The sequence below is a fragment of the Mesorhizobium sp. CNPSo 4661 genome (assembly GCF_057784215.1).
Genome location: NZ_JBWGIO010000013.1, coordinates 210,420 through 237,279 on the forward strand (window position 1 = coordinate 210,420; position 26,860 = coordinate 237,279).

Sequence of the window (26,860 nt, forward strand, 5' to 3'; positions counted from 1 at the left end):
CGTTGGCAGGTGGCATGCCTTGGCGATTGGCCGAAACGTCCATCGCGATCGTCATTCTAAAGCATGTCTCCCGAAAGTGGGCCCGGTTTCGGGACAAAGACATGCTTAAAATCAAAAACTTAAAGCAGGTCGCGTGAATCCTTTTTCACGCGACCTGCTTTAGGGAGGAGCAGGAGCGAAGCTCCGTCGCGAAGCCCCTGGAATCCATGCCGTTACCTTCGCCGAGGAGTGCAACGGAGCAAAATTCTGCACCCTGGCGGCGCTTCCAAGTCACGGCATGGATTCTATGGTCTGCGCCGCGTCGCTTCGCTCCTTGCTCCGCCATAGAATGACGACGTTGAGGCGGCTTCACCCCTCTGTGTCAGGGAACTAATTCGCCAGCTGATCGAGAAGCGTGTCTATTTCCCCTTTCTTTGGGGCTTCGGGCGAAGCAGGGGTAGCTTGCGGGTCGACCGGGGCGGGTTCCGCCGCCGGCGCGGCGGCCTCGGCTTCGGTCCCGCCACCGGCGTCCGAACTTGTTGGCGGCGGCGCCGCGTTTTCCGTATTGCCGTTGTCCGGCGCCACGACTGCTTCCGGAGCGGCGGGCGAGGTTTTGGGCCGGGGTGCGGCGTTGTGCAGAAGATCGCCGATCAGATCGGCCGCTCCCTTGCCGGAGCCGTCTGCGTTCGAGCCCGTTTGGCCCTGGAGCAGCTTGTCGAGTTTCAGTTTTCCAGTTGGCAGCCCGAGGCGGCTCAACATATCCAGCGCGCCCTGCGGGTCCTTGGCCAACGCGCTCAGATCCGGATAGGCACGAGGTGCGGACAGCGGACCCTGGACCACAATCGGCACCCCGATGCCCTTCACGGCAACGTCGCCTCCTTGTCCGGCGAGCGAAGCGATGACACGCGGGTTGAGATACATGTCGAGCGTCTGGTCGGCGAGGTCGATCTTGCCCGAGCCGTCCATCCGCACCAGCGGGCCCAGCAGGCTGATGTCGGTCGTCTGCGCCACACCGTTCTCGATGGCGAATGAAGCGCCGAGTTCCGTGAATGTCGTCTTCTTGGCTTGATCCTGCTTGAAGCCTCCGGCGAGCAGCCCGATCAGGTTGTTGTAGACCTCCGCTATGTCGATGCCGCGGAAGGCGCCGTCGCTGAATTTCGTTGCCGCCTTGCCGCCGAGGGAACGGGCAAGCGACTTCGTGGTCTTTCCCGAGCCTGAAACCGCGACCGTCGCATCAAGCGTTCCTTCGATGCGGTCGAAAGCCGCCGCATCGTGGAGCAAGGGGGCCGCGGCCGTGCCGGCGATTGCGGTGTTCAGGTCCAGGGAAGCGGCGTCGCCGGAGCCGTCGGCGGTCATTTCCGCGGCAATCGTGCCGCCGTAGAAGGGGCTTTGCGGCACACTCAGGTGAGCCTTGCCGTCGGCCACCGTCAGGACGGTTGCGACCGGCCCGGCAAAAACCTTGCCATAGCCGAGCTTGTCCGCCGCAACCTCGATCCTGGCGTCAATTCCCTTGAGGAAGGAGAGATCGATCGGCGCGTCGGTTGCCCCGCCCGGTTTCTGTTTGCCGCCGGCCGCGGCCCCGCCGCCGCCGGCAAGCGCTGCAAAGTCGAGTTTCGCGAAATTGAGCGACGTCCGGATGGTGACAGGCTGCCCCAGTTTCACCGAGCCTTGCCCTGACGCCTTGACGCCGTTCAAGGCGACGGTGGCCTTCTGGAAGGAGAATTGCTGCGGGCCGGCATCGACATCGCCCTTGAAGGCGAAGTCCTGCAGACTGCGGGACGCGCTTTGTCCCAACCATTGCATCAGCTTGTCGAGCGAGGGCGACGTGGCCGAGACCTGGCCCTTGAACGTGCCGCCACCCCCGGCAACGCCGCTTATGCTGCCTTCGAGGTATTTGGAGGAAACCGAAAGGCTGATCGGGCCGGATGCGTCGGAAACAGAGGCACCGGCGAGAAAAGATGCAGGCGCGATCTGGGATTTGAACGCCACGGCCTGTCCCCGCCAGGCGAGCTTGCCCGTCAGATCGACAGGCTTGCCGATATCGCGAATCTTCGCGTCAAGATTGAGCCCGGTAATGTCGTTGGCCGTTAGGTCCTGCGCGTCGGCAAGCGCTGCAAGCGGAAGCTTGCCATCTCGAATCCCGACCATTCCCTGCAGATTTGCGCTGCTGCGTATGCGGTCGGCGGTGAGTCCGCGAAACGCGAACCCCATATCGGCCGTGAGCTTGCCGGACAACGGCACGGATTGTCCGGCCAGCTTTGCTATCGAGCCGATATCCAGCCCTGAACTCGCAATATTGCCGCGTATGGTCGGAGGTGTTTCACCGACATCCGTCGAGGCTTTCGCGGTGAGATTTCCCGCGTCGAGGCCGAAGTGCTCCAGCTTTGCCTCGAGATGCCCGTCGCGCAATGTTGCGGCGAGCTGGACGTCGGAAGCCCGTATCTTGCCGCCGACCAATTCATCGATGGCAACGCTGATGTCGGCGTCGAAAGCGGCCAGCATGGCAAGGTCGGGCTCTGCGGAACCAACCGGAAGCTTGCCGCCGCTGGAGCCACCCTTGCCAATGTCGCTCAAGGCGTCGATATCGACGCGCTTGGCCGCCAAGTCGGCGAAGAAGTGATGCCGCGCCCCAGGCTGGAAGAGCGCGTCCATCTGGAAGCTCTGGTCGCCAATATCGAACTTTCCGCCCTTGATCTGATAGCTGCCATTGCTGTTGAGCTGGATCTCGCCGCTCGCGTGCAAGGAAGAGAATTTGGGAACCGGCGCCGGGTCGAGCCGCGCCTCGATGGCGATCTCGGCCGGCAGCCGTTTCAGGATTGGCCTCAGCGCGGAAAGGCTCCCGCTCATTTCGATGCGGCGGCCGTTGCTGGTGCCGGCCAATGAGAACGAGGTCTCCCGGTCGAGATCCGGGACCCTCAGATCGGCGTCGATTGCCGTCACCGTGGCGATATTGCCGGTCGACGCGCCTGAGGTCAGGCTGCCATTCGTTATCGTCAGTTGGTTGATCGCCAGCCGCTCGAGCGTATCGACTATCGCCGCGAACGGATCAGCCTGAACATCCTTCGGTTCCGAAGGCGCCGCCGCGTTCGCCGAAGCCTTGAGCGCGATTGTCGGATCCGCCAGCGCGACGGACTGTATCTCAAGCTTCTTCGACCATAGCGACGACAGCGTTATCGACGTCGAGAACCGCGGAGCGGATATCGCGATGTCGCCCGTGCCGGTCGAGAGCGAGATATCGTTCGCGACCACTGCCAGCTTGGGCAGCAGCGACAATCGGACTGGCCCGTCCAACCGAATGGTCATTCCGGTCGCGGATGACAGTTGCCGGCTCAATTCGGCACGAACCCAGTCGGTTGAAACAAGAGCGGGCAGAAGGAAGAGCAGCCCGACGACAAGAACAACAGCTACGGTGAGTGCAGCGACGATTTTTCTCACATCGACCAGCCAAAAACGATCGGAAGAATCAGTATCGTTGAGCATACATGCTTCCGGCGCCTGACTGAATCCTGCCGTCGATTGACGCCGCGCCGGGCGAGAGCCAAGCTGACGCTTCGCCGCAAGCATCCGCCCGACGTGGTGCTCCGCCTATCTTGAGACTGCCGGCGCGCTGTAGCGGTGTTGGCGCGCGTAAGCCACGCAGGCGTCCACCGTGCTGACGCACAGCGCATCGCGGCTGTTCGGCAGGTTGTTGTCACCGGCATAGGCCACCTCGGCGACGTGGCCGTTGAGCATGCGGATCTGCGTGTTGCAATAGCCGCCCGGAGCGACGTTGACCGACCCTCCGACCGCGGGGATCGCACCCACTGCCATCGTCGGCACAGCAATACTGAGATTGCCGCGTTGCACGGTGCGCTGATAGGTCCAGATCTGGCCGGATGACCCCACGTCGGCCGTTGCGCTCGGAAAGCCTGCGCACATGCGAATGTCGGCTTCGCTCAGTCCGACCAATTCCTTGCGGGCCGCGGAAGTGGTGACGTCCTCCTTCGCGAGCCGCGACGTATCGTCGGGGATGACGCAGGATGACAGGATGGGGATGCCTGCCGCAAGAAGGGCAAGTTTTCGAATGCGCGAAGATGTCATGCCGTCGATTAGGGTTGCGTGTCGCCCGGCCTGCCCAGTTGCCTACTTAGGCAATCGAGCAGCGGGATCAACCCGCCAAGCCGCTCACGAAAATGTTGTGATGAGACGCTCACACCACCCGAAGATAACTCGTCATACCGGTTTTCTGGTGCTCGATGATGTGGCAGTGCAGCAGCCAGTCGCCGGGATTGTCGGCGACGAAGCCGAGCTGGACCTTCTCATTGGGCTGGATCAGATAGGTGTCGGAAACCAGCGGCTGGACGGCCCTGGTCGATGACGACAGCACCCTGAAGCTCATGCCGTGCAAATGGATCGGGTGCGCGTGCGGCGTGAGGTTCTCCATGTCGATGATGTAGCTTTGGCCGAGCTTCAGTTCGGCGAGCGGCGCGGTCGGGTCCGGCGTGTCGCCGGGCCACGGCACCTTGTTGATCGCCCAGAAACTGTAACCGAGCGAGCCGCAAATGCTGTCGGCCGCAACGTTCTCGGCCGTGGCGCTCAGCGCCAGCGGAATGCGCCTGGCGCCGGCGACATCGAGCTCCGCCACCGGATTGGCTTCGAGCGGGCCGACATCGCGCAGATCGTGCTTGAGCGATTTGCCGACCGAGCGCAGCGTCGCCAGGATTTTCGGCTTGGTGCCACGGACGTCGCGCAGGCTGACGATCGCGCCTTCCTCGTCGGGCATGCGGATGGCAAGCTCGAGCCGCTGGCCGGGTCCCAGCTGCAAGGCATCCGGCGTGAACCGTTGCGGCACCAGGTTGCCGTCGAGCGCGATGAGCGTCGCCTCGGCGCCGTCGACGCGGAAGGCATAGATGCGGGTGACGTCGGTGATGGCCGCGCGCAGCCGCACCAGCCCGCCGGCGGGCGCATCGAATTGCGGCTGGTCGAGCCAATTGGCGGTGCGCACCGTGCCGAAGGTACCGGCCTTGGCCGCGTCGCGCGGCCTGAACGGCTCGATGAACTGGCCGTCGTCGCCCAGCCGCCAGTCGCGCAGGTTGACGATCATCTCGACATCGAAGACCGGATCGTTCGGATTCTCGACCACGATCACGCCGGTCAGGCCATGACCCATCTGGATCAGCGTGTTGCAGTGCGGGTGGTACCAGAACGTGCCGGCGTCGGGCGGCGAAAACGCGTAGTCGAAATGGTCGCCCTGATAGACATAGGGCTGCACCAGGAACGGCACGCCGTCCATCTTGTTGGGGACGCGGATGCCATGCCAGTGGATGGTCGTCGGATCGTCTATGCCGTTGATCAGCCGGGCGGCGAAAGGCTCGCCCTTCCTCATCCTGACCACCGGCGGCATGCCGGCCTCGCCCCAGGTCAGCACATTCTTCGTCGGCGCGCCTTCCATCAGTTGCGCCTGAATGCTTGCGGTCTTCAGGATCAGCGGCTCGGGCTTCGGCGCCGCCCAGCCGGTCAATCTGCCAATGGCTGCCGCGCCGGTTCCGGCGAGACCGGCGACAGCGGCGGTTTTGAGGAGACTGCGGCGGGTTAGCATCGTCATCTGATTGGATTTCGGCAGGCTCGGTGCCGCGGCAAAGTTGAATGGTTCAGCCGCGTATCACCATCCGTCCAGTTGGCCTAGTCCCTCAGGCTGAAGACGAAGGGCGCGGTGCGGGTGACGCGCGCGCCGAGTTCGGCCGGCGGGGGCGGCACCGAGGCGCCCTGCAGGGCGCCGAGGGCCGCGCGGTCCAGATCGCCATCGCCCGAGGATCGCGCCAGCCGGGCCGACACCACCCTGCCCGAGGTGTCGACCGTAAAGGTCACGCTCGGCGTGCCCTCGGCCCGTCTCGATCGCGCCGCGCTCGGATAGCGCGTGTGCCGCCTGATCCACGCCGCCAGGCTGGAATTCCAGCGCGACGGGCTGACACTCGAACGCGCCGCCGCATTCGACGAGAGTGGCGCGGCCGCCTTCGCCGCCGCCTTGGCGTCGATGCTGGCGGTGGTCGTCGCCTTGGGCGGCGGCGCCTTTTCCTTCTTCACCCGTTCCTTCGGCTTCTCGACGGGTTTCTTCTCGGCGTTCTTCCAAGGTTCGGCCGGCTTTTGCACCTTCGTCTCCGCTTCCACCGGTTTCGGCCGCGGCAACGGGATGACGACATCCGGCGCGATCGCCTCGACAGGATCGGGTACGACCTCGTCCAGCGGCGGCTGCTCGCTCAGCGCGGCAACGGCCTGTACCGTCGACTCGGCCTGCTCGGCTTCTTGCGTGTCGTCGGCATCGGATGGCCGTTCAGTGACGGGCTCGGCCTGTTCCACCGCCGGCGCAGGATCTGTCACCGGTTTTACCTCGACCGGCTTTTCCGTCTCCGCCGCATCAGGCGGCTCGGGCGTCGCCGTGTCCAGCATCGCCGCCTCTTCCAGCACGGCGGGCGCGATCACCAGCGGCGCCATCTCGACCGCCAGCGGCGGCGGCGGGCCGCCATCCTGCGTCTCGGCAAAACTCAGGTTCTGCACCGCATAGGCAACCGCCACATGCGCGGCCAGAACGATCGCGGCGGCGCTCGCCCACAGGCCGGCTTCGCGCGGGCCGCAGCGCGGCTGGGAGATGCGGGAAAGGGCGGCGACCGTCATGGCGCCGTGCTTGCGCCCGGCGGCGGGGAGGGGTTCGCGCCGGTCGCAGGCGTTCCGGACATGGCCTGCCCTCCGGCATCGCCAGCTGTTTCGAGGCCGACCAGCGCGACCTTGAGATAGCCGGCCCTGCGCAGCAGGTTCATGACTTCCATCAGGTCGCCATAGCCGACTGTCTTGTCGGCGCGCAGGAAGATGCGCGTCTGCTTGTCCCCCTTGGTACGGCCGTCGAGCACAGGGGCAAAGGCCTGACGCGGCACGCCGTCATTGCCGATCGCCAGCGTGAGGTCGCTTTTCAGGGTCAGGAACAGCGGCGTCTCGGGCCGTGGCGCCGGCGTTGCCGTCGATCCGGGCAGGTCGACATTGACGTCGACGGTGGCGAGCGGCGCCGCGACCATGAAGATGATCAGAAGCACCAGGATGACATCGATGAACGGCGTGACGTTGATGTCGCGGTTTTCCTCGAGATCGTCGCCGACCGTCTCGCGAATGCGCGCCGCCATCGCCGTTACTCCGCCGCCATGGCCGTTGCCGGCGGCACCGTGCGGAAATCGAGGTCGCGGCTGACCAGCCGCTCGACGCCGGCGGAGGCGTCGGCGAGGATCTGCCTGTAGCCGGCTATCGAGCGCGCGAAGACGTTATAGATGACGACCGCCGGAATGGCCGCGACAAGGCCCATGGCGGTCGCAAGCAGCGCCTCGGCGATGCCGGGCGCCACGACGGCGAGGTTGGTGGTCTGCGCCTGCGAGATGCCGATAAAGGCGTTCATGATACCCCATACGGTGCCGAACAGGCCGACGAAGGGCGCCGTCGAGCCGATGGTCGCGAGCAGGCCGGTGCCGCGCGACATGCGCCGGGACGCTGCCGCCTCGATGCGCGAAAGCCGGGAGGCGACGCGTTCCTTCAGGCCGTCGCCGGGGGCATGGTCGAGCGCGCCGGCCGAAAGCGTCCGTTCTTCTTCCGCCGCCCGCACCAGCAGCGCGCCCGGGCCGCCGCTGTGGCCAAGTTCCCGGCCGGCCTGCATCAGCGTCGCGGCGTTGCCGATCGCATTGGCGGCGCGACGGGCCCTCAGCTTGCCGCCAAACACCTCCAGCGACTTGGCGAGCCAGATCGTCCAGGTGACGAGGGAAGCGAAGGCCAACCCGACCATAACCGCCTTCACGACGATGTCGGCATTCATGAACATGCCCCAGGGCGACAGGTCATGCGGCAGTGTCAGCGAGATGGAAGGCTCTTCGCCGGTGGCGCCGCTCGGAGCCGGCTGGATGCCTAGTTCCGCCGGTGCGGTTCCAACCGGCGTCTGGCCCGTGGCCGGTGGATTGGCGGCGGCTGCGGCGGGCGCGGCCGCTGCCGGACCAGTCGCCGGCGGTGTTGTCGGCTGCTGCTGCGCCTGGGCTGTCCCAGTCGAAAAAATCATGGATGCGGCCAGCGCCGCGAACAGAACGCTCCGGGACAAGTCTCGTCCTCGCTTTGTCATGGCACGAACCGGCAGGTTGTCGGCCGGCTGGTGCGCACCTCGGTCACGGCTTTCCGCCAGGGTTGCCGACTGAGTATAAAGCATGACTCTGATAGTCAAGATTAAGATCGAAATCCAGACCAACAAATCCGGCGAAGCCGCTGTTCAATCGCTCCGTTGCGCGTACCGGCCGCCACCGCAGGACTTTCGCCGCATGCGCGGCAGGCTATGCTCGATGCCGAAGAAGGAGACCGCGGATGATCAAGGCGATACCATTCGACTTTCCCTATGACGGCAGGCTGGAGCCGCAACATACGGCGCTTTTGGCGATCGACCTCCAGGAGGATTTCCTGTCGCCGACCGGCTACTTCGCCCGCAAGGGCTATGATCCGTCGCCGCTGAGAGCCATCCTGCCGTCAGTCAACCGGTTGATCGCGGCGGCCCGCGCCGCCGGGCTCACCATCATCCACACAAGGCAGGGCTACCGCGCCGACATGGCCGACATGACGCCTTACGAGAAATGGCGCCGCAAGCGGGCAGGGCTCGACGGAACCGATGTGCTGCTGCGCTCCGGCCCGGGCTTCCAGATCTGCGCCGACATCGACGTGAAGCCTGAGGACATCATCATCGACAAGACCTGCAACAGCGCCTTCACCTATACCGATCTCGAACTGGTGCTACGGGCGCGCGGCATCACGCATCTGATGTTCATCGGCTGCACGACGGATGTCTGCGTGCACACCACCTTGCGCGAGGCCTGCGACCGCAACTTCCAGTGCCTGACGATTTCGGATGCCTGCGCCAGCGGCGACCAGTATGCGCACGAAGCGGCGCTGCATATGGTGACGGTCGAGGATGGCGTCTTCGGCGCGCTGGCGGATTCGGCCGCCGTCATCGCGGCGCTGCGGCAGTTCGCAGGCGCTGCGCGCTGAAGCTATTTTGGGTCTCATCGAAATTTTTTCGCGCCACCGTTCCGTTTTCGATTCCGGCTTCGTCTTGAGGGGCGTAACGGGTGCGAGAGCCGCGAGGGCCTGCGCCATCAGGACAAACGGAGCCAAGCCATGTCGACCGCAGTGACCTTGATCAACGTCTTCACCGCCAAGCCCGGCAGGCAGCAGGATCTGGCAAAGGCGCTCGCCGAGGGCACAAGGACCTTCTTCAGCAGGCAGCCGGGCTCGCTGTCGTCATCCGTGGTCGTCGGCGACGACGGCAGCAAGGTGGTCAACATCTCGCGGTGGCGCTCGGCCGAGGACATCGCCGCCTTCCGCAGCGATCCCCGCTTCGCCGGCTACATCAGAACGATCATGGAGATTGCGACCACCGAAAGCGTGACGGGCCACACCGCCTATTCCCACACTGGCGGGATCGAGGACCAGGAGGCTGCGTGACCGGTTCGCATGACCATCCCGTTGCGGCCACGGAAGCCAGGCTTCGCGCCTTCGAGCGCGAGGCCGCCGGCCTGAGAGCCAAGCTGCACCGCTACTGCTCGCGGATGGTCGGATCGGTCATCGATGGCGAAGACATCGTCCAGGAGGCTTTGGCCAAAGGCTTCGTGGCGATCAGGAATGGCGACATGCCCGACAAGACCGAACCCTGGCTGTTTCGCATCGCGCACAACGCCGCCCTCGATTTCCTGCGCAAGCGCGCCCGCTTGCGAGGGCGCGAAAGCGAGGTCGAGCTCGACACGATCGCCGACGAGAATTCGGCGCTGGATGCGCGCATCGCCGCCGAGGCGAGCCTTGCCGAGCTGATGCAACTGCCGCCGGCGCAACGGTGCACGGTCGTGCTGAAGGATGTGCTCGGACACAGCCTGGAGGAGATCGGCGAAATCCTCGAAACTTCCGACACGGCGATCAAGGGCGCGCTGCAGCGGGGCCGCGAGAGCCTGCGCAAGCTGGCAGCCGCGCCGCGTATGGCGTCGCCCCGCCCGGCCCTCGACCGGCAGGACATGCGGCGCCTCGGCGACTATGTGGCCGCCTTCAACGCCAGGGACTTCGATGCCTTGCGCGGCCTGCTGGCCGAGGACGTCAAGCTGGAACTGGTCAACCGCCTGCGCGCCGACGGCAAGGACTATGTCGGCAATTATTTCGGCCGCTATGCCGACGAAACGCATTGGCATTTCACGACCGGACTTGTCGAAGGCCGGCCCGCCATCCTGGTCACCAGTCCGGAGCGCCCGGACGGGCCGCCGCGCTACTTCATCCTCATCGATTGGGAAAACGGTCGGATCGCCGGCATCCGCGACTTCCTGTTCGCGGATTACGTGATGGACGGCCTGGATTACTCCGATGCGGGATGACCCTGCCGTGGCGCAATTCCGCACGGAGGACTACGGCGAAGTCGCCGAGCCTGTCGCTTCATACTTTTCCTGGAATCGCGTCAGCCCGCGCGGTGTTCCGCAAAGGAGCGCGAGGCGAACGCGCCCGGTTGCCGAACCTCAGCCTCGCGCCGCGCCAGCGAATTCGCGACCAATGTGATCGTCTCGCGCCCGATACGGGCGATCTCGCTTGCGCGGTCGATGCCGCCGATCATGAATTCCTCGATGCCAAGCGCCGCGTAGGGCAGCAGCGCCAGGGCGACCCGCGGCGGCGACCCGGCTATCTCGACCGCCTTGTGATCCGGTGTGCCCGTCCAGCCGTCCGGGTGGATGCGGACCGGCAGCGCGAAGCGCAACCTGCCGGCGCGGCCATGCTCCGCCGCGGCGCCGCGCACGCGCTGCATCAATTGCGCAACCTCGTCCGGCGAGCCGGCGGCCAGCTCGAAGACATCGGCATGCTTTCCGGCGACCTTCAAGGCCGTGCCGGACTGCCCGCCGAGGCGGATGGCGAGGTCGGCGCCATGCGGGCCCTTGCGCGGCACAAAGCCGCCGCGGACGCTGTAGAAGGCGCCTTCATGGTCGAAGGGCCTATCGTTCGACCACAGCCGCTTCAGCAACACCAGATATTCGTCGATGCGCTGCCACACCACGCCGTGGCCGACGGGCCGGGCCTCGGCGTCGCTGTCTTCCAGCGGTTCGCTCAGCATGCGCAGCGACAGGCGGCCGCCGCTTTTGCGATCGAGCGCAGCGAGCTGCCTTGCAGCCACCGTCGGCTCGATCACGCCAGCCCAATGCGTCAGCACGACTTCGAGCGAGCCGGTGCGGTCGAGCGTCTGGGCGGCGATGTCCATATTGGTGAGCAGTCCGGCCGGATCGTCCACCACCAGCCTGCGGAAACCGGCGTCCTCGATCAGCGACAATCTGGTCGCGGTTTCGGCGAAATCGTAGAAGAAGCTGCTGTTTGCAGGCTTCCCGGGAATATGCGTGAACTCGATCGGCATTGCCATCTCCTCCATCACGTTGGCTTGCCCCGCTCCAAAGCCTTCGAACCAATCCAAGACGCAGGCGCACGACGGCACCCTGGCGCCCGGCCAGTTTTCCACTCCGATTACTCAAACTCAGATTGTTTTGACGGCGGGTCTCGGCCGCCATTAGGTCAGGGATCTGCGGTCAGGGGATCAGCCCCAGCACCACCGCGCCGGTGAACACGAACGCAAGCGCGAAGACGAGATAAGCGAAGGTGCCGCCATAGGCAGGCCTCCAATTCTGGTCGGCAGTCAGCCTTTGTCCCTTGCGGACGGTCTGAGCGTTCTGGATATAGGACATATCGGCCTCCATCTCGGCCATTAATCTATAAAGTTAGTAGACTTTGTCGATTGCTATTTTTCGGCGATTTGTGGAAATGCGTTTTCAGAATTTGGCGGATCTGGGTTTCTCATACTCAAAATCCGCGTGACGCAGCTGGCGCCCGAACCCGCGCGATCCGGTCAAGGCGCTGAAAATCCTTCGTTACAGGCCTGCCACATGTTTGCTCGCGCCATCGCGGTAGAGTTCCGCGACCGCAACATCCGCTGCAACGCGGTCTGCCCCGGTTTCATCCGCACGCCGCACGGGCTGCGCGAGGTGGCCGACCTCGGCAAGCTCGGCGTCGATGTCTCGGATCCGGCCATGGCCGCGCAGCAGGGGCGCATCGGCGAGCCGGAGGAAGTGGCGAAGGCCGCACTGTTCCTGGCCAGCGACGAATCCAGCTTCGTCAACGGCGCGCACCTGTTTGTGGACAACGCGTTTACGGCGATGTGACGGCGTTCCGGGCTGCGTTCCTCGCCCCACGAAAGTGGGGAGAGGTGGCTCGGCGAAGCCGAGACGGAGAGGGGAAAGGCTCGGCCTTCGCGTTGATCGGCGAAAATCACCGGCGTCGCAGCCCCCTCTCCGGCCGCTTCGCGGCCACCTCTCCCCCGCGTTGCGGGGGCGAGGAAATCCTCTCTACCGCTCTTCCCTTCTGAACGGCTTCAGCAGCGCCGAGGGCGCCACTGCGTTGCGCGACATGAGCGCCATGGCAACGATGGTGAAGATGAAGGGCAGCATCAGGAAGGCTTCGTAGGGGATGTGGCCGAGGCCGCTGGCCTGCATCCTGAGCTGCAGCGCGTCGACGAAGGCGAAGAGCAGTGCCGCTCCCGCCGAGCGCCACGGATCCCAGCGGCCGAACACGACCAGTGCGATCGCCACCCAGCCGCGCCCGGAGACGACGCCGAAGGTGAAGGCGTTGAACTGCGCCATGGTGAGGAAGGCGCCGGCAAGCCCCATCAGCGCGCCGCCGAGGATCACCGCCTGGAAGCGCGTGGCGATCACGCTGACGCCGGCCGAGTCCGCCGCGCGCGGGTTCTCCCCGACCGTGCGAACCGACAGCCCCCATGGCGTGCGGTAGAGCACGAAGGCGGCGAGCGGGACGGCGATGATCGCCAGATAGACAAGCGTGAACTGGTTGAACACGGCAAGGCCGAGCACCGGTATGTCGGAGAGCAGCGGGATCGGCACCGGCTTGAAACCGTCGATGCTCGGCGGCACCGATTGCTGGCCGAAGATCAGCCGGTAGAGGAAATAGGCAAGGCCGGATGAGAACAGCGTCACACCGATGCCGCAGACATGCTGGCTCAGCCCCAGCGCCACGGTGAACAGCGCATGCAGCGCGCCCATCAGGGCACCGGTCAGCACGGCCACCAGCACGCCCAGCCAGAGGCTGCCGCTGAGGCTGGCGGCGGTGAAGCCGGCCATCGCCGCCAACAGCATGATGCCTTCGATGCCGAGATTGAGCACGCCGGCGCGCTCGGAAAACATTTCGCCAAGCGTGGCGAAAGCGAGCGGCGTGGCGATGCGGATGATGGCGGCAAGGAAGCCGACCTGGAAGATCTGCTCGAACACCGCGCTCATGGTTGCGCTCCCACGCGGCGGATGCGGTAGGCGGTGAAGAGCAGCGCCACCAGCATGGCAAGCAGCGCCGTGCCCTGGATGACGTCGCTCAGGAAAGCCGGCACGCCGGTCGCGCGCGACATCGCCTCGGCGCCGGTCATGACGGCGGCCAGGAAGATCGCCGCCGGCACCACGCCGAGCGGATTGAGACGAGCGAGCATGGCGACGACGATGCCGGAATAGCCATAGCCGGGCGAGATGTCGCTCATCACCTGGAAATGCACGCCGCCGACCTCGCCGACGCCGGCCAAGCCCGCCAGCGCGCCGGAGAGCAGGGCTGTCGAGAGCAGCACGCGCTGCACGTTGATGCCGCCATAGCGGGCGGCTTCCGGATTTTCGCCGGTGACGCGGATGCGGAAGCCGAGCGTGGTGCGCGCGATCAGGAACCAGCAGAGGGGTGCCGCGATCAGCGCCACGATGACGCCGAGATGCAGCCGCGTGCCTTCGATCAGCACCGGGAAGTTGGCGGAGTCCTCGATCGGCGGCGAGATCGGGTAGCCGGAGAAAGTGTCCTTCCAAGGCCCTTCGATCAGCGCCATCAGCGCGTAATAGATGACCGAGTTGAGCAGTAGCGAGCTGACCACGTCATCGACCTTGAACTTGACCCGCAGCGTCGCCGGCACCAGCGCGACGAGCGCGCCGGCGGCGGCGCCCGCCAGCGCCATCAACAGCATGGCGAGGTAACCCGGCATCGGGATCGCGCCGACGAAGCAGCTTGCCACCGCGCCGGCGAGCAACTGGCCCTCGGCGCCGATGTTCCAGAATTTGGTGCGGAAGGCGATCGCCACCGCCAGGCCGGTGAAGATCATCGGCGCGGCGCGCACCAGCGTCTCGGTGATGGCGTAGCTGTCGCCGAGCGAGGCGGACAGCATCACGCCATAGGCCTCGATCACGCCGGCGCCGGCGATGGCGATCAGGCCGCTGCACAGGATGAGCGTTGCGGCGATGGCCAACAGCGGCAGCGCGAGATTGAACCAGGCCGGTGTCGAGGTGCGGGCTTCGAGGCGAAACATCAGGCCGCCGCCTCGGCGTGTCCGGCGCCGGTCATCATCAGGCCGAGCCTTGCGACGGTGGCATCCTTGCTGTCCAGCGTGCCGGCGATGCGGCCCTCATACATCACCGCGATGCGATCCGAGAGCATCAGCAATTCCTCGAGGTCCTCGCCGATGACGACGATGCCGCAGCCCTTGGCGCGCATGGCCAGGAATTTTTCGTGGATGAAGCGGGCGGCGCCGATGTCGAGGCCGCGCGTCGGTTGCGAGACGATAAGCACCTTCGGATCGAAGGCCAGCTCGCGGGCCAGCAGCGCCTTCTGCAGATTGCCGCCGGACAGCGCGCCGGCGCGCACCATCGGGCCGGGGCAGCGTATGTCATAGGCCTTGATCTGTTGCTCGGCGAAGGCGCGGATCGCGGCCGGATTGAGCAGCCCCTTACGGCTGAAGGTCTCGGTGCCGATACGCGGCAACACCATGGAGTCGGCTAAAGGCAGGTTGGTGACGAGGCCGGTCGTCATGCGGTCCTCGGGTATGCGGCCGAGGCCGAGCGCCTGCAGCTCGCGCGGCGAGAATTGCGCGACCGCTTTGCCGGCTATCGTCATCGTGCCGGCTCTGGGCGGCAGCATGCCGGAAATGACGTCGGCGAGCGCCCGCTGGCCGTTGCCGGAAACGCCGGCGATGCCGAGGATCTCGCCAGCGCGGACAAAAAGCGAGACGTCACGCAACGGCGTGCCGGCATGGCCGGCGGTGGAAATGCCGTCCAGCGTCATGACGGCAGCGCCGGGCGCGGAAGCTTCCCTGATCGGCGGCACGATCTCGTGGCCGCACATCAGCTTCGCCATTTCCGCCGATGTGGTGCTCGCCGGATGATCGACGCGGCCGGCGACCTTGCCGAGGCGCAGGACGACGCAGCGATGGGTGAGCGCTCGGACCTCGTTGAGCTTGTGCGAGATGAAGATGATGCCGAGCCCTTTCGCCGCCATGGAGCGCAGGGCGGCGAACAGCCCTTCGACCTCCGAAGGCGCCAGCACCGCCGTCGGCTCGTCGAGGATCAGGAGCTTCGCGCCGCGAAACAGCGCCTTGATGATTTCCAGCCGCTGCTGCTCGCCGACCGACAGCGCCGACACCGGCAAGTACGGATCGAGGCTCAGCCCATGCTGGCGGCTGATCTCCTTCAGTCGCGCCAACCCGCCGGCGCGATCGATGCGGCCGGACTTGCCGGGAATGCCGATCAGGAGGTTCTCCAGCACCGTCAGGCGCGGCGCGAGGTGGAAATGCTGGTGCACCATGCCGATGCCGGCGGCCAGGGCGTCGGCCGAATTGTGGATGGCGACGGGCCTGCCTTCGACCAGGATCTCGCCGGCGTCCGGCGCATAGGCGCCGAACAGCACGTTCATCAGCGTCGTCTTGCCGGCGCCGTTCTCGCCCAAAAGGCCGAGAATCTCGCCGGGCGCGACACTAAGATCGACGGCCTCGTTCGCCTTGACGGCGTCGAAGCTCTTGGTGATGCCGCGCATTTCGATGAGTGGGGCGGACAAGGGGTGCTCCCTGAATTTGCATTCCCGAGGGCAGCGCGAGGCCCCCCTCTCTGGCCTGCCGGCCATCTCCCCCCTCAAGGGGGGAGATCAGATGTCACCGCGGCTTTCGCCAGCTTTCAACGTTGAAAAGATCAAGCGCCGTCGACGGAACTGCCAATCTCCCCCCTTGAGGGGGAGATGTCCGGCAGGACAGAGAGGGGGGCCTCACGCCGCCCCTCAACAAGGCGTCAATCCGAAACCGGCGTGTTCTCGTCGACGTCGACGCGGAAATTGCCTTCGAGGATCTCGGCCTTCTTCTTCTCGACGAGGTCCTTGACGTCGGCGGGCAGCGTCTTGTCGAATTTGTGGTAGGGCGCCAGATACGAGCCGCCCTTGGCCATGCGCGAGAAATCGCCATAGTCCTGCGCGGTGAAGACACCGGCCTTGACCAGCTTGATCGCCTGCTCGACCGTCGGGTACATGTCCCAGACCGGGCCGGTGATGACCGTGTCGGGCCCTAGACTGGACTGGTCGGACATGTTGGAGATGGCGAAGATCTTCTTCTCGACCGCCGCCTCGATGACGCCGAAGCGCTCGGCATAGATGACGTCGACGCCGGCGTCGATCTGCGCCACGGCCGCTTCCTTGGCCTTGGGCGGATCGAAGAAGGAGCCGATGAAGGCGACCTTCTTCTTGACGTTCGGATTGACCTCCTTGGCGCCGGCGAAGAAGGCGTTGACCAGCCGGTTCACCTCCGGAATGCCCATCGCCGCGACGGCGCCCACCGTGCCCGACTTCGACATCTTGCCGGCGATCATGCCGGAGAGGTAGGCGGGCTCATGGATCCAGTTGTCGAAGACGCCGAAATTGGGTTCGGCCGGGCCGGCGCCGGAGCCGAACAGCCAGGCGGTCTTCGGGAATTGCTTGGCGGTCTTGCGCGATTCACGCTCGGCGGCGAAGGCGTCGCCCAGCACCAACTGGTAGCCCCCTTGAGCATATTCGCGCATGACGCGGCTGAAGTCGGCGGTCTGCACCTTTTCCGACCATTTGTATTCGATGCCCAGTTCCTTCTCGGCCTTCTGCAGGGCGACATGGATCTGGTTGTCCCACGGTTCCTCGATCGGCGTGGCGAAGATCGCCGCCACCTTCAGCTTCTTGTCCTTGGCGAAGGCCGCGCCGGGCAGCACGGTGGCCGCAAGGCCGAGCGCGCCGAGTTCCAGCACGCTGCGCCGCGACAGGCCCGTGCGTTGCGTTTTGCTACGTTCGTTTTCCATTGAAGTGCCCCTCTGTTCGACAGCCGTGTCGAGCCGGCCGTTCAAGAATGTCAGACGCCCGGGACTATGGAACGGCGCCTGAGTTTTGTCCACATGGTCAAATTTGGCGTGTGGCGCTGCGGCGAGCAAGCCGGGAAGATCGGCGTGACAGCACCCCCCTCTGGCCTGCCGGCCATCTCCCCCACAAGGGGGGAGATCAGATGACGGCCTTCGCTAATCTCCAACGTTGCAAGAGGAGCGAGACGCCAGAGCTGCCAATCTCCCCCCTTGCGGGGGAGATGTCCGGCAGGACAGAGGGGGGTGCGAAGGAACTCCGGCGCTCGTTCCGGATGGCTAACTCTCCCACGCCCCCGTCTCGGCAAATCGCCTCAGCGGCGGCGCCGGCTCGAAGATCGCCCGGCCGGTCTGACCGTGCCAATGCTCCAGCCGCTCGACGATCTTCTTCGCCCCTTCGAGCCCGGCCCAGAACATCGGCCCTCCCTTGCCGATCGGGAAGCCGTAGCCGTTGACCCAGACCACGTCGATGTCGGACGCCCGCGCGGCGATGCCTTCCTCGAGAATCTTCGCGCCCTCGTTGACGAGTGGGTAGAGCGTGCGTTCGATGATCTCGCCGGCGCTGATCTCGCGTCGGGGGATGCCCAGTTCAGCCGCCTTGGCGCGGATCAGCGCCTCGACTTCCGAATCCGAGAGCGGCTCGCGCGAGCCGCTCTCATAGCGGTACCAGCCGCGCCCGGTCTTTTGGCCGAAATGGCCCTGCTCGCACAGCGTGTCGGCGATCAGCGCGGTGAGGCCGCGGGCCTTGCGGTTGCGCCAGCCGATGTCGAGGCCGGCGAGGTCGCCCATCTGGAACGGCCCCATCGGCCAGCCGAAATCGGTGAACGCCTTGTCGACCTCATGCGGCGTTGCACCTTCGAGCAACAAAAATTCGTTTTCCGCGCCGCGCGCGGACAGCATGCGGTTGCCGACGAAACCGTGGCAGACGCCGACGACCACGGCCACCTTGCCGATGCGCCGGGCAAGATCGGCGACCGTCGCCAGCGCGTCGGGCGCGGTCTTTTCGGCGCGCACGATCTCGAGGAGCTTCATGACGTTTGCCGGCGAAAAGAAATGCATGCCGAGCACGTCGCCTGGACGAGAGGTCGAGGCGGCGATCGCGTCGACGTCGAGATAGGAGGTGTTGGTGGCGAGGATGGCGCCGGGCCTAGCGATGGCGTCGAGCTTGCCGAACACCTCTTTCTTCACCGCCATGTCCTCGAACACGGCCTCGATGATCAAATCGCAATCGGCGAGGTCGGCATAGTCGGTGCTGCCCTTGAACAGTCCGACCCGCTTCTGCTTCGCCTCGTCCGTCAACGAGCCGCGGCTGACCGAAACGGCATAGTTCTTGTCGATCGTCGCAAGCCCGCGCCGCAGCGCCTCTTCGCTGGTCTCAAGCAAAGTCACCGGAAGGCCGCCATTGGCGAAAGCCATGGCGATGCCGCCGCCCATGGTGCCGGCGCCGATGACGCCGATGCGCTCGATCCGGCGCCTCTGCAGGTCCTTGCCCGGCAGCTTCGCCGCCTCGCGCTCGGCGAAGAACAAATGCCGCTGCGCGCGCGACTGGTCTCCGGAGACGAGTTTCAGGAAAAGCTGGCGCTCCGCCGCCAGCGCTTCGTCGAACGGCAAGGTGATCGCATTGCGCACGGCCTCGGCGCAGGCAAGCAGCGCTTCCAGTCCGCGCGCCTTCCTGGCGAGTTCCGCCGCCTGGGCGTCGAAAGCGGCGAGATCGGTCGCGGCAAGGCGGTCATTGCGGTCGCGTACCAGCACGAACGGTCCGCCTTGCGCGACCATTTCGTTGGCGAAACGAATGGCCTGGGCAAGCAGATCGCCGTCGAATACCGCATCCACGAAGCCGGCGGCCTTCGCGTCGTCGGCTGAAACCGGCGCTCCGGAAACGATCATGCCGAGCGCTTTCGCCGCACCCACAAGGCGCGGCAGGCGCACCGTGCCGCCGCCGCCAGGCAAAAGGCCGAGCTTCACTTCCGGCAGGCCGAGTTTGGCACCGGCATCCGCGACGCGGAAGTGGCAGCCGAGCGCAAGCTCCAGCCCGCCGCCCAGCGCCGTGCCGTGAATGGCGGCGACCGTCGGCTTGGGAAGCGTTTCCAGCAAGGCGATGATGGCGCGCAGTTCCGGCTGCTGGAGCGGCTTGCCGAATTCGGTGATGTCGGCGCCGGCGACAAAGGTGCGCCCGGCGCAAGCGATGACGATCGCGCTCGCGGCGGGATCGTCGCGCAGCGCGGCAAGCGCCTCGTAAAGCGGTTTGCGGACGTGAAAGCTCAGCGCATTGACCGGCGGGTTGTCGATGGTGACCACCGCGATGCCGTTCTCGTTTGCGACGCTGACAGAACTGGACAAGCGGAACCTCCCGAGACCGGCTGCAATCGGAACAAGGGTTTACTAGGCAGCGACCCGGATGGGAACCCGATGCGGCGCTGGCCCAATCGTTGACGCGGAGCGGCTAGTTATCAACCCGGCCGAAGGGCGGCACGTCGCCGATCACTTCGCGCTTGTCCTTGCCGCAGGTGAAGGTCTTCGCCTTTTCGTCAGCGAGCTTGCGGGCCTGGTCGTTGGCTTGCGGGTTGCCGGTGGCCAAAACCAGACCGACGGTGCAGCCCTGATGCTCTTCCGGTTGCGCGACCTTGGCGACGACCAGCACGTCGGTCGATTTCTTATCGTCCTCAGGGTTGCTGACCGAGCGGCGATGAATGGCAGCGAAAGGGATGGCGACGTCGCCATTTGTCTCGATGCGCCACTCGACCTTGGGGCCGGAGCCGTTAAAGGCGGTGAAGCTCTCCCAGACCGCGGTCATGTCGTCCGACGGGAAGCCATAATAGACGGATTCGCGCGCATCATCGTAGCCGATCAAGACCGGGTAGCCGCGATAGCCGGAGCAGACGAGGTTCGCCCAGTCGCCGTCGCCTTGCCCGGCCTGGGCGTAGGTTACGCAGTCCTTCTTCGAGTCGAGATCGGTGTAGGCGCTGGAGATTTCGCCGGCCTGGGCCGCCTGGCACAAACCGGCGAGGGCGAGCGGGATCAGAAGAGCGCGCATGGCAGGCAACTCCTTTTCGAGTTGCCGAGAGCGTAACGTCGTTTGCTATTTCTTCAAGCTGGCTTCGATCAGCAGGTCGGCGTTGCGGGCGACGGCGGCCGCCGGTCCGCCCAGGCCGAACAACTGGCCACTGATATAGGCGCCCTCGATGAGGAGCAGCAGGCCGTCGCCCAGCGTGTCGGAATCGGCAGCGCCCATCGCGGCGGCCATGGCGCGCAGGCGCCGGCGCAATTCCACCTTGTTGTTCTCGCTCACCACCCGCGCGGGGTGCCCATGTTCGGGATATTCCACCGCAGCGTTGGTCATGCCGCAGCCGCGATAGTCCGGTTTCTGGGTGCGTTTGCCGACCCGGGTCAGGAATGCGATGATCTGAGCGCGCGGATTGCCCGGATGCGCGTCGACGGCCTCGTCGAACCGCTCCCAGAATTCGAGGTCGTATTTGCGCAGATAAGAGGCGGCGAGCTCGTCCTTGGACGGGAAGCTGCGGTAGAGGCTCGGCTTGGTGACGCCGGCGCGCCTGACGATCTCGTCGACGCCGATCGCCCTGATGCCCTCGCGATAAAAAAGGTCGCGCGCCACGTCCAGGATCTTGTCCGCCGCTTTCGGGGCGGGGGGCGCGTTCAACGACGCTTCAATTTTATTGTCCGATGGCATGCAAACAACTCGCTTGACAATGTTACTGACCGGTACGTATGTATGGCGCTATCCCATTGCAACGTACCGGTCAGTAACATGATAGTCCAGTCCCGCCCGTTTGGCCAGCGTTACGCTTTCGTTGTCGTTGCCGTCATTTTCTTCTGTTTGCTGATCGCGGCGGGGCTTCGTTCGGCGCCGTCGGTGATGATGGTTCCGCTGGAAGAAAGCTTCGGCTGGCGCCGCGACGTCACCTCCTGGGCCGCCAGCGTCGGCATCCTGCTTTACGGCTTGACCGGACCGTTCGCCGCCGCGCTGATGGAACGCATCGGGCTGCGCCGCACGCTGCTCGGCGCGCTGCTGGTGATGTCGGGATCGACCGCGCTCAGCCTGTTGATGACCAAGCCCTGGCACCTCTTCATCACCTGGGGCGTGTTTTCCGGCATCGGTTCGGGCGCGGTAGCGAGCGTGCTGGGCGCCACCATCGTCAACCGCTGGTTCAAGACCAATCGCGGCCTGATGATGGGTCTGATGTCGGCCTCCAGCGCCACCGGCATGCTTGTGTTCCTGCCGCTCATCGCTTCGCTGGCGCAGAGCGGCGGCTGGAAGCCGGTGGCGATAGCGGTCGCGATCGCGACGGCGGCGCTGATCCCGTTCGTCTTGCTGCTGGTGCCGGAGCGCCCCGCTTCCATCGGCCAGGTGCGCTACGGCGCCGATGCCGACGACGTGCCGCCGGTGTCGCCCGCATCGCAGGGCAATTTCCTGGCGCATACGCTGAACACGTTGCGGCGCGCCGCCGGCACACGGGTGTTCTGGTATCTGTTCGCCACCTTCTTCGTCTGCGGCTTCACCACCAACGGCCTCGTCGGCACGCATCTCATCGCCTTCTGCGGCGACATGGGCATCGGTGAGGTGCAGGCGGCCGGGCTGCTGTCGATGATGGGCATCTTCGACCTGATCGGCACCACGCTGTCCGGCTGGCTCACCGACCGCTTCGATCCGCGCAAGCTGCTCGGCGTCTACTACGCGGTGCGCGGGCTGTCGCTGATCTACCTGCCTTATTCCGGTTTCTCGGCGACCAGCCTGGTCATCTTCGCCGTGCTCTACGGCCTCGACTGGATCGCCACGGTGCCGCCGACGCTCAGGCTCGCCAACGAGGCGTTCGGCGACCGCAGCGGGCCGATCGTGTTCGGCTGGATCGTCGCCGGCCACCAGGTGGGCGCGGCGGCGGCCGCAGCCTTCGGCGGCACGATGCGCGAGCTGCAGGGCAATTACGAGCTGGCCTTCCTGATCGCAGGGATGACGGGCATTGCGGCGGCTTGTATTTCGCTGCTGATCAACACGAGCAGGCCGGCGTTCGAGCCGGAGCCGCAGGCGGCTTAAGGCGCGACTTTCCCTTCTCCCCTTGTGGGAGAAGGTGGCCGCGAAGCGGTCGGATGAGGGGTGCTCCAGGGAAAGCCAGCGTCTCACTCAGCTGGAACGCCGGCGACGCCTCACCCATAGGAACGTCAACGCCTCACTCCGCTGGAACACCCCCTCATCCGTCTCGGCGCTAACGCGCCGATCCACCTTCTCCCACAAGGGGAGAAGGGAAGAGCTGTCGACTGTTATCAAAACTTCATGGTTCCGAAATGTGCCTGAAACATTGAGGCGTGAGCTTGGCGGTCCCGTTCAACGCCATCCGGAGACAGCCATGAACAAGCTCTCGTTGACCCGCCGCGCTTTCGTCACCTCGGCCAGCGCCTTTGGCCTTGTCGGCGCCTCCGGGCTCGGGCTGCCCTATTATTCCCGCGCCAGCCAGCGGCCGGCCTTCACGCATGGCGTCCAGTCGGGCGACGTCGACGCCACGTCCGGCATGGTGTGGACCCGCACCGACCGTCCGGCGCGCGTCATGTACGAAGTGTCGACGACCGAAAGCTTCGCCAACGCGACCAGGCTGGCTGCGCTCGATACCTCGCCGGCCAGCGACTATACGGTCAAGCGGCTGCTCACCGACCTCGCCTCGGACCAGGACGTCTTCTACCGCATGACCGCGGCCGATCTTTCCGACATCAACGCCGTCTCCGAGCCGATCGTCGGCCGCTTCCGCACCGCGCCGTCGTCAAAGCGCGACGTGCGCTTCGCCTGGTCGGGCGACACGGCCGGCCAGGGCTGGGGCATCGACGAGACCGGCATGAAGACCTATTCGACCATCGCCAAGCACACGCCGGACTTCTTCCTGCATTCCGGCGACACGATCTATGCCGACGGCGCCATGAAGGATGAGGTCGACCTCCCCGGCGGCGGTAAGTGGAAGAACGTCGTCATGCTCGACGGCAAGCGCAAGGTCGCCGAGACGCTGGACGAGTACCGCGACCAGTGGAAATACAACATGATGGACAAGCATGTGCTTGGCCTCTCCGCCATCTGCCCGACCTTCTACCAGTGGGACGACCACGAGGTGCTCAACAACTGGTCGGATTCGAAGAATCTCGCCGCCGACGACCGCTACAAGGAAAAGTCGATCCATGTGCTGGCCGCCCGGGCGGCACGCGCCTTCCACGAAATGACCACCATCCGCTACGAGCCGTCGGAGCCGGGCCGCGTCTACCGCAAGATCTCGCACGGGCCGCTGCTCGACGTGTTCTTCCTCGACATGCGCTCCTATCGCGGCCCCAACGGCCCCAATCTGGATGAAACGCTGACGCCGAAGTCGCGCATGATCGGCGAGGAGCAGTCCAAGTGGCTGAAGCGCGAGCTGGCCAACTCCAAGGCGACCTGGAAGATCATCGCCGCCGACATGCCGCTCAGCCTCGTGGTCTGGGACGACGCGGCGAAGAAGGTCGGCTTCGAGGCCGTCAGCAACAACGACAATGGCGCGCCGAAGGGTCGCGAGCTCGAATTCGCGGATGTGCTGCGCTTCATCAAGAATGCCGGCATCACCAACACGGTGTGGCTCACCGCCGACGTCCACTACACCGCGGCGCATTACTACAATCCCGACAAGGCGCAGTTCCAGGATTTCAATCCGTTCTGGGAATTCGTCTCCGGCCCGATCCATGCCGGCACCTTCGGCCCCAACGACCTCGACATGACGTTTGGGCCCGAGCTGAAATTCATCAAGGCGCCGACCGCCGACCAGGGCCAGAACCTGCCGCCGTCGGCCGGGCTGCAGTTCTTCGGCCTGGTCGATATCTCCGGCGCCACCGAGCAGCTCACGGTGCGGCTGATGGATCGCGACGACAACGAGCTTTACAAGGTGACATTGGACCCCGTGCGGTCTGCGTAAGGTCGGCGCGAGGCACCCCCTCTGTCCTGCCGGACAATCTCCCCCGTAAGGGGGGAGATTGGCAGCTCCGTCGCCGGCGCTTTCTCTCCCACGTCGGCGATTAGCGAAAGCCTATGTGACATCTGATCTCCCCCCTTGCGGGGGAGATGCCCGGCAGGGCAGAGGGGGGTGCTGTCCCGCCGGCGTTTCCCGCGTTACGGCAAGGCGTTATCAATCCGGATAGCAGGTACGCGGAACGTTCGGCCAGACTGCGGTGTCGCAGTTGGCGTCCTTCTGGCGCTGCTTGAAGGAGGCGCTGACCGGGCCGGTGACGATCGGGTCGACGCCGTCGGGGGCGTCGGCGAACATCTGCTGCGCGGTCCTGGCGTCGGGTGGCGTGATCGGGTCGGCTTCCCTGAGCGTGGCCGCCGACTGCGCGGCACCGGCCGCGACGAGCGTGCCAAGCGCTGCCCACGCAAAAACCGGACGCAATCTGGACATATGATCGCTCATGAACATCGAACTGTCCGGGCCCTCAAAGGTTCCGCCTTGGTTAACAGAATCATTTCACACCAAGACGTTTAAGAATCAGTGACCATTTATTTGGGGTCGGGCCTCCCCTTTCGCAATTGCGAAAAACCTTGTATGAGCCGCGCAACCGAAAAAGGCGGCGCTTGTTAAGCCTGCCGCCTGCAACGTTCCCGAGACCAGACAAAATGAACCTCCGCAATATCGCGATCATCGCGCACGTCGACCATGGCAAAACCACGCTGGTCGACCAGCTTCTGAAACAGTCCGGAGCCTTCCGCGACAACCAGCGCGTCGCCGAACGCGCCATGGATTCCAACGACCTCGAAAAAGAGCGCGGCATCACCATCCTCGCCAAAGCGACCTCGGTCGACTGGCACGGCACCCGCATCAACATCGTCGACACGCCCGGACACGCCGATTTCGGCGGCGAGGTCGAGCGCATCCTGTCGATGGTGGATTCGGCGATCGTGCTCGTCGACGCCGCCGAAGGGCCGATGCCGCAGACCAAGTTCGTCGTCGGCAAGGCGCTCAAGGTCGGCCTGCGCCCCATCGTCGTCATCAACAAGATCGACCGTCCGGATGCCCGCCATATCGAAGTGGTCAACGAGGTGTTCGACCTGTTCGCCGCGCTCGACGCCACCGACGAGCAGCTCGACTTCCCGATCCTCTACGGTTCGGGCCGCGACGGCTGGGTGTCGGAAAACCCCGAGGGTCCGAAGGATCAGCAACTGGCGCCATTGTTCGACCTCGTCGTCAAGCATGTGCCGGCGCCGACGGTCCATCCCGGCCCGTTCCGCATGATCGGCACCATCCTCGAAGCCAACCCGTTCCTCGGCCGCATCATCACCGGCCGCATCGAGTCCGGCACGCTGAAGGCCAACCAGGCGGTCAAGGTGCTGCACCATGACGGCACCCAGATCGAGACCGGCCGCGTCTCCAAGATCCTCGCCTTCCGCGGCCTCGAGCGCCAGCCGATCGACGAAGCGCAGGCGGGCGACATCGTGGCCATCGCCGGCCTGTCGAAGGGCACCGTCGCCGACACCTTCTGCGATCTGGCGGTGAGCGAGCCGTTGCATGCGCAGCCGATCGATCCGCCGACCGTGACCATGTCCTTCCTCGTCAATGACAGCCCGCTTGCCGGCACCGAGGGCGACAAGGTGACCAGCCGCGTCATCCGCGACCGCCTGCTGCGCGAGGCCGAGGGCAACGTCGCGCTCAAGATCGAGGAATCGTCAGAGAAGGACTCCTTCTTCGTCTCCGGCCGTGGCGAATTGCAGCTCGCGGTGCTGATCGAGACGATGCGCCGCGAGGGCTTCGAGCTCGCCGTGTCGCGTCCGCGCGTCGTCATGCAGAAGGGCGAGGACGGCCAACTGCTCGAACCGGTCGAGGAAGTCGTCATCGACGTCGACGAGGAGCACGCCGGCGTCGTCGTGCAGAAAATGTCGGAGCGCAAGGCCGAGATGGTCGAGCTGCGTCCCTCCGGCGGCAATCGCCAGCGCCTCGTCTTCCACGCGCCGACGCGCGGCCTGATCGGCTACCAGTCGGAACTGTTGACCGACACGCGCGGCACAGCGGTGATGAACCGGCTGTTCTTCGCCTACGAGCCCTATAAGGGCGAATTGCCCGGCCGCACCAATGGCGTGCTGATCTCCAACGAGCAGGGCGAGTCCGTCGCCTATGCGATGTGGAACCTCGAAGACCGCGGCCCGATGATCATCGATCCGGGTGTCAAGGTCTATCAGGGCATGATCATCGGCATCCATTCGCGCGACAACGACCTCGAAGTGAACGTGCTCAAGGGCAAGAAGCTCACCAACATCCGCGCCGCCGGCAAGGACGAGGCGGTGAAGCTGACCCCGCCGATCCGCATGACGCTGGAGCGGGCGCTGGCCTGGATCCAGGATGACGAGCTGGTCGAGGTGACGCCGAAGACCATCCGGCTCCGCAAGCTCTATCTCGACCCGAACGAGCGCAAGCGTTTCGAGAAGGCGGCCAAGGTGATGGGCGCGGCGTAAACCCAGCCCCAAACATCCGAGGGAGGGAGCAATGCTCCCTCCCTTCAGACTGCTGACAAACCCCTGGCGTTAGCCGGGGGTTTTTGATTCACTGGGTCATGTTGAAGCGACCCGCCCCCGAACAGACCGCGCTTGAGATGGTGACGTTGGATCAGCTGGTTCCGGCTGATCATCTGCTTCGCAAGATCGATCG

The 26,860-nt window shown here is 65.3% G+C and carries 23 protein-coding genes; 7 read left to right on the forward strand and 16 right to left on the reverse strand.

The features are described 5' to 3' along the window. Positions 1 to 369: 369 nt before the first annotated feature. The 6 genes from AC0YKC_RS21225 to exbB form a co-directional block, all read right to left on the reverse strand. Positions 370 to 3,543 carry an AsmA family protein gene (locus AC0YKC_RS21225; protein ID WP_488512414.1) on the reverse strand — a complete coding sequence of 1,058 codons (3,174 nt, stop codon included), beginning with the start codon at positions 3,541 to 3,543 and terminating at the stop codon, positions 370 to 372. A 21-nt stretch (positions 3,544 to 3,564) separates the two neighbouring features. Beyond that, positions 3,565 to 4,059 carry a hypothetical protein gene (locus tag AC0YKC_RS21230; protein WP_488512415.1) on the reverse strand — a complete coding sequence of 165 codons (495 nt, stop codon included), beginning with the start codon at positions 4,057 to 4,059 and terminating at the stop codon, positions 3,565 to 3,567. A 109-nt stretch (positions 4,060 to 4,168) separates the two neighbouring features. Continuing rightward, positions 4,169 to 5,563, reverse strand: a complete 1,395-nt coding sequence (locus tag AC0YKC_RS21235) for a multicopper oxidase family protein (RefSeq protein ID WP_488512416.1) — start codon at positions 5,561 to 5,563, stop codon at positions 4,169 to 4,171. Positions 5,564 to 5,640: 77 nt separating this feature from the next. Beyond that, a complete protein-coding gene (locus tag AC0YKC_RS21240) occupies positions 5,641 to 6,630 on the reverse strand; it encodes an energy transducer TonB family protein (protein ID WP_488512417.1) in 990 nt (329 codons plus the stop codon). Beyond that, positions 6,627 to 7,130 carry a TonB system transport protein ExbD gene (gene exbD / locus AC0YKC_RS21245; RefSeq protein WP_488512418.1) on the reverse strand — a complete coding sequence of 168 codons (504 nt, stop codon included), beginning with the start codon at positions 7,128 to 7,130 and terminating at the stop codon, positions 6,627 to 6,629. The genes AC0YKC_RS21240 and exbD overlap by 4 nt, the downstream gene beginning before the upstream one ends. Positions 7,131 to 7,135: 5 nt before the next feature. Next, entirely contained in the window at positions 7,136 to 8,083 is a 948-nt protein-coding gene (gene exbB / locus AC0YKC_RS21250) for a tonB-system energizer ExbB (protein WP_488512419.1), read from the reverse strand. 257 nt (positions 8,084 to 8,340) lie between these two features. On the opposite strand from exbB, the gene AC0YKC_RS21255 reads away from it, so the two are divergent. From AC0YKC_RS21255 to AC0YKC_RS21265, 3 genes are all read left to right on the forward strand, one after another. Beyond that, positions 8,341 to 9,015: a cysteine hydrolase family protein gene (locus AC0YKC_RS21255; RefSeq protein ID WP_488512420.1), complete on the forward strand. Its 675-nt coding sequence runs from the start codon at positions 8,341 to 8,343 to the stop codon at positions 9,013 to 9,015. 129 nt (positions 9,016 to 9,144) lie between these two features. Continuing rightward, positions 9,145 to 9,471 (forward strand): antibiotic biosynthesis monooxygenase family protein, encoded by a 327-nt coding sequence (locus AC0YKC_RS21260; protein WP_488512421.1) that lies wholly within the window; start codon positions 9,145 to 9,147, stop codon positions 9,469 to 9,471. Continuing rightward, positions 9,468 to 10,382 carry a sigma-70 family RNA polymerase sigma factor gene (locus AC0YKC_RS21265; protein ID WP_488512423.1) on the forward strand — a complete coding sequence of 305 codons (915 nt, stop codon included), beginning with the start codon at positions 9,468 to 9,470 and terminating at the stop codon, positions 10,380 to 10,382. Before AC0YKC_RS21260 ends, AC0YKC_RS21265 begins: the two co-directional genes overlap by 4 nt. A gap of 80 nt (positions 10,383 to 10,462) precedes the next feature. On the opposite strand, the gene AC0YKC_RS21270 is transcribed toward AC0YKC_RS21265, so the two are convergent. Together AC0YKC_RS21270 and AC0YKC_RS21275 are read right to left on the reverse strand one after the other, a co-directional pair. Further along, positions 10,463 to 11,401, reverse strand: a complete 939-nt coding sequence (locus tag AC0YKC_RS21270; RefSeq protein WP_488512424.1) for an LLM class flavin-dependent oxidoreductase — start codon at positions 11,399 to 11,401, stop codon at positions 10,463 to 10,465. Positions 11,402 to 11,570: 169 nt separating this feature from the next. Then, complete coding sequence (locus AC0YKC_RS21275; RefSeq protein ID WP_320297535.1) at positions 11,571 to 11,726, reverse strand: hypothetical protein; 156 nt, start codon at positions 11,724 to 11,726, stop codon at positions 11,571 to 11,573. Positions 11,727 to 11,861: 135 nt separating this feature from the next. On the opposite strand from AC0YKC_RS21275, the gene AC0YKC_RS21280 reads away from it, so the two are divergent. Beyond that, a complete protein-coding gene (locus tag AC0YKC_RS21280; protein WP_488512445.1) occupies positions 11,862 to 12,200 on the forward strand; it encodes an SDR family oxidoreductase in 339 nt (112 codons plus the stop codon). A gap of 183 nt (positions 12,201 to 12,383) precedes the next feature. Here the strand turns inward: AC0YKC_RS21280 and AC0YKC_RS21285 are convergent, their stop codons facing one another. The 7 genes from AC0YKC_RS21285 to AC0YKC_RS21315 form a co-directional block, all read right to left on the reverse strand. Further along, entirely contained in the window at positions 12,384 to 13,328 is a 945-nt protein-coding gene (locus tag AC0YKC_RS21285; RefSeq protein ID WP_488512425.1) for an ABC transporter permease, read from the reverse strand. After that, a complete protein-coding gene (locus tag AC0YKC_RS21290; protein WP_488512426.1) occupies positions 13,325 to 14,380 on the reverse strand; it encodes an ABC transporter permease in 1,056 nt (351 codons plus the stop codon). Before AC0YKC_RS21290 ends, AC0YKC_RS21285 begins: the two co-directional genes overlap by 4 nt. Then, the gene (locus tag AC0YKC_RS21295) at positions 14,380 to 15,900 is read right to left on the reverse strand and encodes an ABC transporter ATP-binding protein (RefSeq protein ID WP_488512427.1); all 1,521 of its coding nucleotides are present in this window, start codon (positions 15,898 to 15,900) and stop codon (positions 14,380 to 14,382) included. The genes AC0YKC_RS21290 and AC0YKC_RS21295 overlap by 1 nt, the downstream gene beginning before the upstream one ends. Before the next feature lie 227 nt (positions 15,901 to 16,127). Beyond that, complete coding sequence (locus AC0YKC_RS21300) at positions 16,128 to 17,153, reverse strand: BMP family protein (protein WP_488512428.1); 1,026 nt, start codon at positions 17,151 to 17,153, stop codon at positions 16,128 to 16,130. 333 nt (positions 17,154 to 17,486) lie between these two features. Further along, a complete protein-coding gene (locus AC0YKC_RS21305) occupies positions 17,487 to 19,547 on the reverse strand; it encodes a 3-hydroxyacyl-CoA dehydrogenase NAD-binding domain-containing protein (protein WP_488512429.1) in 2,061 nt (686 codons plus the stop codon). A gap of 103 nt (positions 19,548 to 19,650) precedes the next feature. After that, positions 19,651 to 20,241, reverse strand: coding sequence for a hypothetical protein (locus AC0YKC_RS21310; protein ID WP_434724443.1), 591 nt, complete (start codon positions 20,239 to 20,241; stop codon positions 19,651 to 19,653). Between the two features lie 45 nt (positions 20,242 to 20,286). After that, positions 20,287 to 20,895: a TetR/AcrR family transcriptional regulator gene (locus AC0YKC_RS21315; RefSeq protein ID WP_488512431.1), complete on the reverse strand. Its 609-nt coding sequence runs from the start codon at positions 20,893 to 20,895 to the stop codon at positions 20,287 to 20,289. A gap of 78 nt (positions 20,896 to 20,973) precedes the next feature. Between AC0YKC_RS21315 and AC0YKC_RS21320 the strand changes: the two genes are divergently transcribed. Together AC0YKC_RS21320 and AC0YKC_RS21325 are read left to right on the forward strand one after the other, a co-directional pair. After that, the gene (locus tag AC0YKC_RS21320; protein ID WP_488512432.1) at positions 20,974 to 22,257 is read left to right on the forward strand and encodes an MFS transporter; all 1,284 of its coding nucleotides are present in this window, start codon (positions 20,974 to 20,976) and stop codon (positions 22,255 to 22,257) included. A 310-nt stretch (positions 22,258 to 22,567) separates the two neighbouring features. Beyond that, positions 22,568 to 24,142 (forward strand): alkaline phosphatase D family protein, encoded by a 1,575-nt coding sequence (locus AC0YKC_RS21325; RefSeq protein WP_488512433.1) that lies wholly within the window; start codon positions 22,568 to 22,570, stop codon positions 24,140 to 24,142. Positions 24,143 to 24,352: 210 nt separating this feature from the next. Here AC0YKC_RS21325 and AC0YKC_RS21330 read toward each other — a convergent pair whose 3' ends face one another. Beyond that, the gene (locus tag AC0YKC_RS21330) at positions 24,353 to 24,622 is read right to left on the reverse strand and encodes a hypothetical protein (protein ID WP_488512434.1); all 270 of its coding nucleotides are present in this window, start codon (positions 24,620 to 24,622) and stop codon (positions 24,353 to 24,355) included. Positions 24,623 to 24,837: 215 nt separating this feature from the next. On the opposite strand from AC0YKC_RS21330, the gene typA reads away from it, so the two are divergent. Further along, positions 24,838 to 26,667: a translational GTPase TypA gene (gene typA, locus AC0YKC_RS21335; protein WP_434724439.1), complete on the forward strand. Its 1,830-nt coding sequence runs from the start codon at positions 24,838 to 24,840 to the stop codon at positions 26,665 to 26,667. The last annotated feature ends 193 nt before the right edge of the window (positions 26,668 to 26,860 follow it).

What these genes read in the sequence shown, in the direction of transcription:
- AC0YKC_RS21225 (WP_488512414.1), bottom strand. Translation starts at nt 3,543, where the DNA reads ATGCTTGCGGCGAAGCGTCAGCTTGGCTCTCGCCCGGCGCGGCGTCAA.
- AC0YKC_RS21230 (WP_488512415.1), bottom strand. Translation starts at nt 4,059, where the DNA reads ATGACATCTTCGCGCATTCGAAAACTTGCCCTTCTTGCGGCAGGCATC.
- AC0YKC_RS21235 (WP_488512416.1), bottom strand. Translation starts at nt 5,563, where the DNA reads ATGACGATGCTAACCCGCCGCAGTCTCCTCAAAACCGCCGCTGTCGCC.
- AC0YKC_RS21240 (WP_488512417.1), bottom strand. Translation starts at nt 6,630, where the DNA reads ATGACGGTCGCCGCCCTTTCCCGCATCTCCCAGCCGCGCTGCGGCCCG.
- exbD (WP_488512418.1), bottom strand. Translation starts at nt 7,130, where the DNA reads ATGGCGGCGCGCATTCGCGAGACGGTCGGCGACGATCTCGAGGAAAAC.
- AC0YKC_RS21255 (WP_488512420.1), top strand. Translation starts at nt 8,341, where the DNA reads ATGATCAAGGCGATACCATTCGACTTTCCCTATGACGGCAGGCTGGAG.
- AC0YKC_RS21260 (WP_488512421.1), top strand. Translation starts at nt 9,145, where the DNA reads ATGTCGACCGCAGTGACCTTGATCAACGTCTTCACCGCCAAGCCCGGC.
- AC0YKC_RS21270 (WP_488512424.1), bottom strand. Translation starts at nt 11,401, where the DNA reads ATGCCGATCGAGTTCACGCATATTCCCGGGAAGCCTGCAAACAGCAGC.
- AC0YKC_RS21275 (WP_320297535.1), bottom strand. Translation starts at nt 11,726, where the DNA reads ATGTCCTATATCCAGAACGCTCAGACCGTCCGCAAGGGACAAAGGCTG.
- AC0YKC_RS21285 (WP_488512425.1), bottom strand. Translation starts at nt 13,328, where the DNA reads ATGAGCGCGGTGTTCGAGCAGATCTTCCAGGTCGGCTTCCTTGCCGCC.
- AC0YKC_RS21290 (WP_488512426.1), bottom strand. Translation starts at nt 14,380, where the DNA reads ATGTTTCGCCTCGAAGCCCGCACCTCGACACCGGCCTGGTTCAATCTC.
- AC0YKC_RS21300 (WP_488512428.1), bottom strand. Translation starts at nt 17,153, where the DNA reads ATGGAAAACGAACGTAGCAAAACGCAACGCACGGGCCTGTCGCGGCGC.
- AC0YKC_RS21310 (WP_434724443.1), bottom strand. Translation starts at nt 20,241, where the DNA reads ATGCGCGCTCTTCTGATCCCGCTCGCCCTCGCCGGTTTGTGCCAGGCG.
- AC0YKC_RS21315 (WP_488512431.1), bottom strand. Translation starts at nt 20,895, where the DNA reads ATGCCATCGGACAATAAAATTGAAGCGTCGTTGAACGCGCCCCCCGCC.
- AC0YKC_RS21320 (WP_488512432.1), top strand. Translation starts at nt 20,974, where the DNA reads ATGATAGTCCAGTCCCGCCCGTTTGGCCAGCGTTACGCTTTCGTTGTC.
- AC0YKC_RS21325 (WP_488512433.1), top strand. Translation starts at nt 22,568, where the DNA reads ATGAACAAGCTCTCGTTGACCCGCCGCGCTTTCGTCACCTCGGCCAGC.
- AC0YKC_RS21330 (WP_488512434.1), bottom strand. Translation starts at nt 24,622, where the DNA reads ATGTCCAGATTGCGTCCGGTTTTTGCGTGGGCAGCGCTTGGCACGCTC.
- typA (WP_434724439.1), top strand. Translation starts at nt 24,838, where the DNA reads ATGAACCTCCGCAATATCGCGATCATCGCGCACGTCGACCATGGCAAA.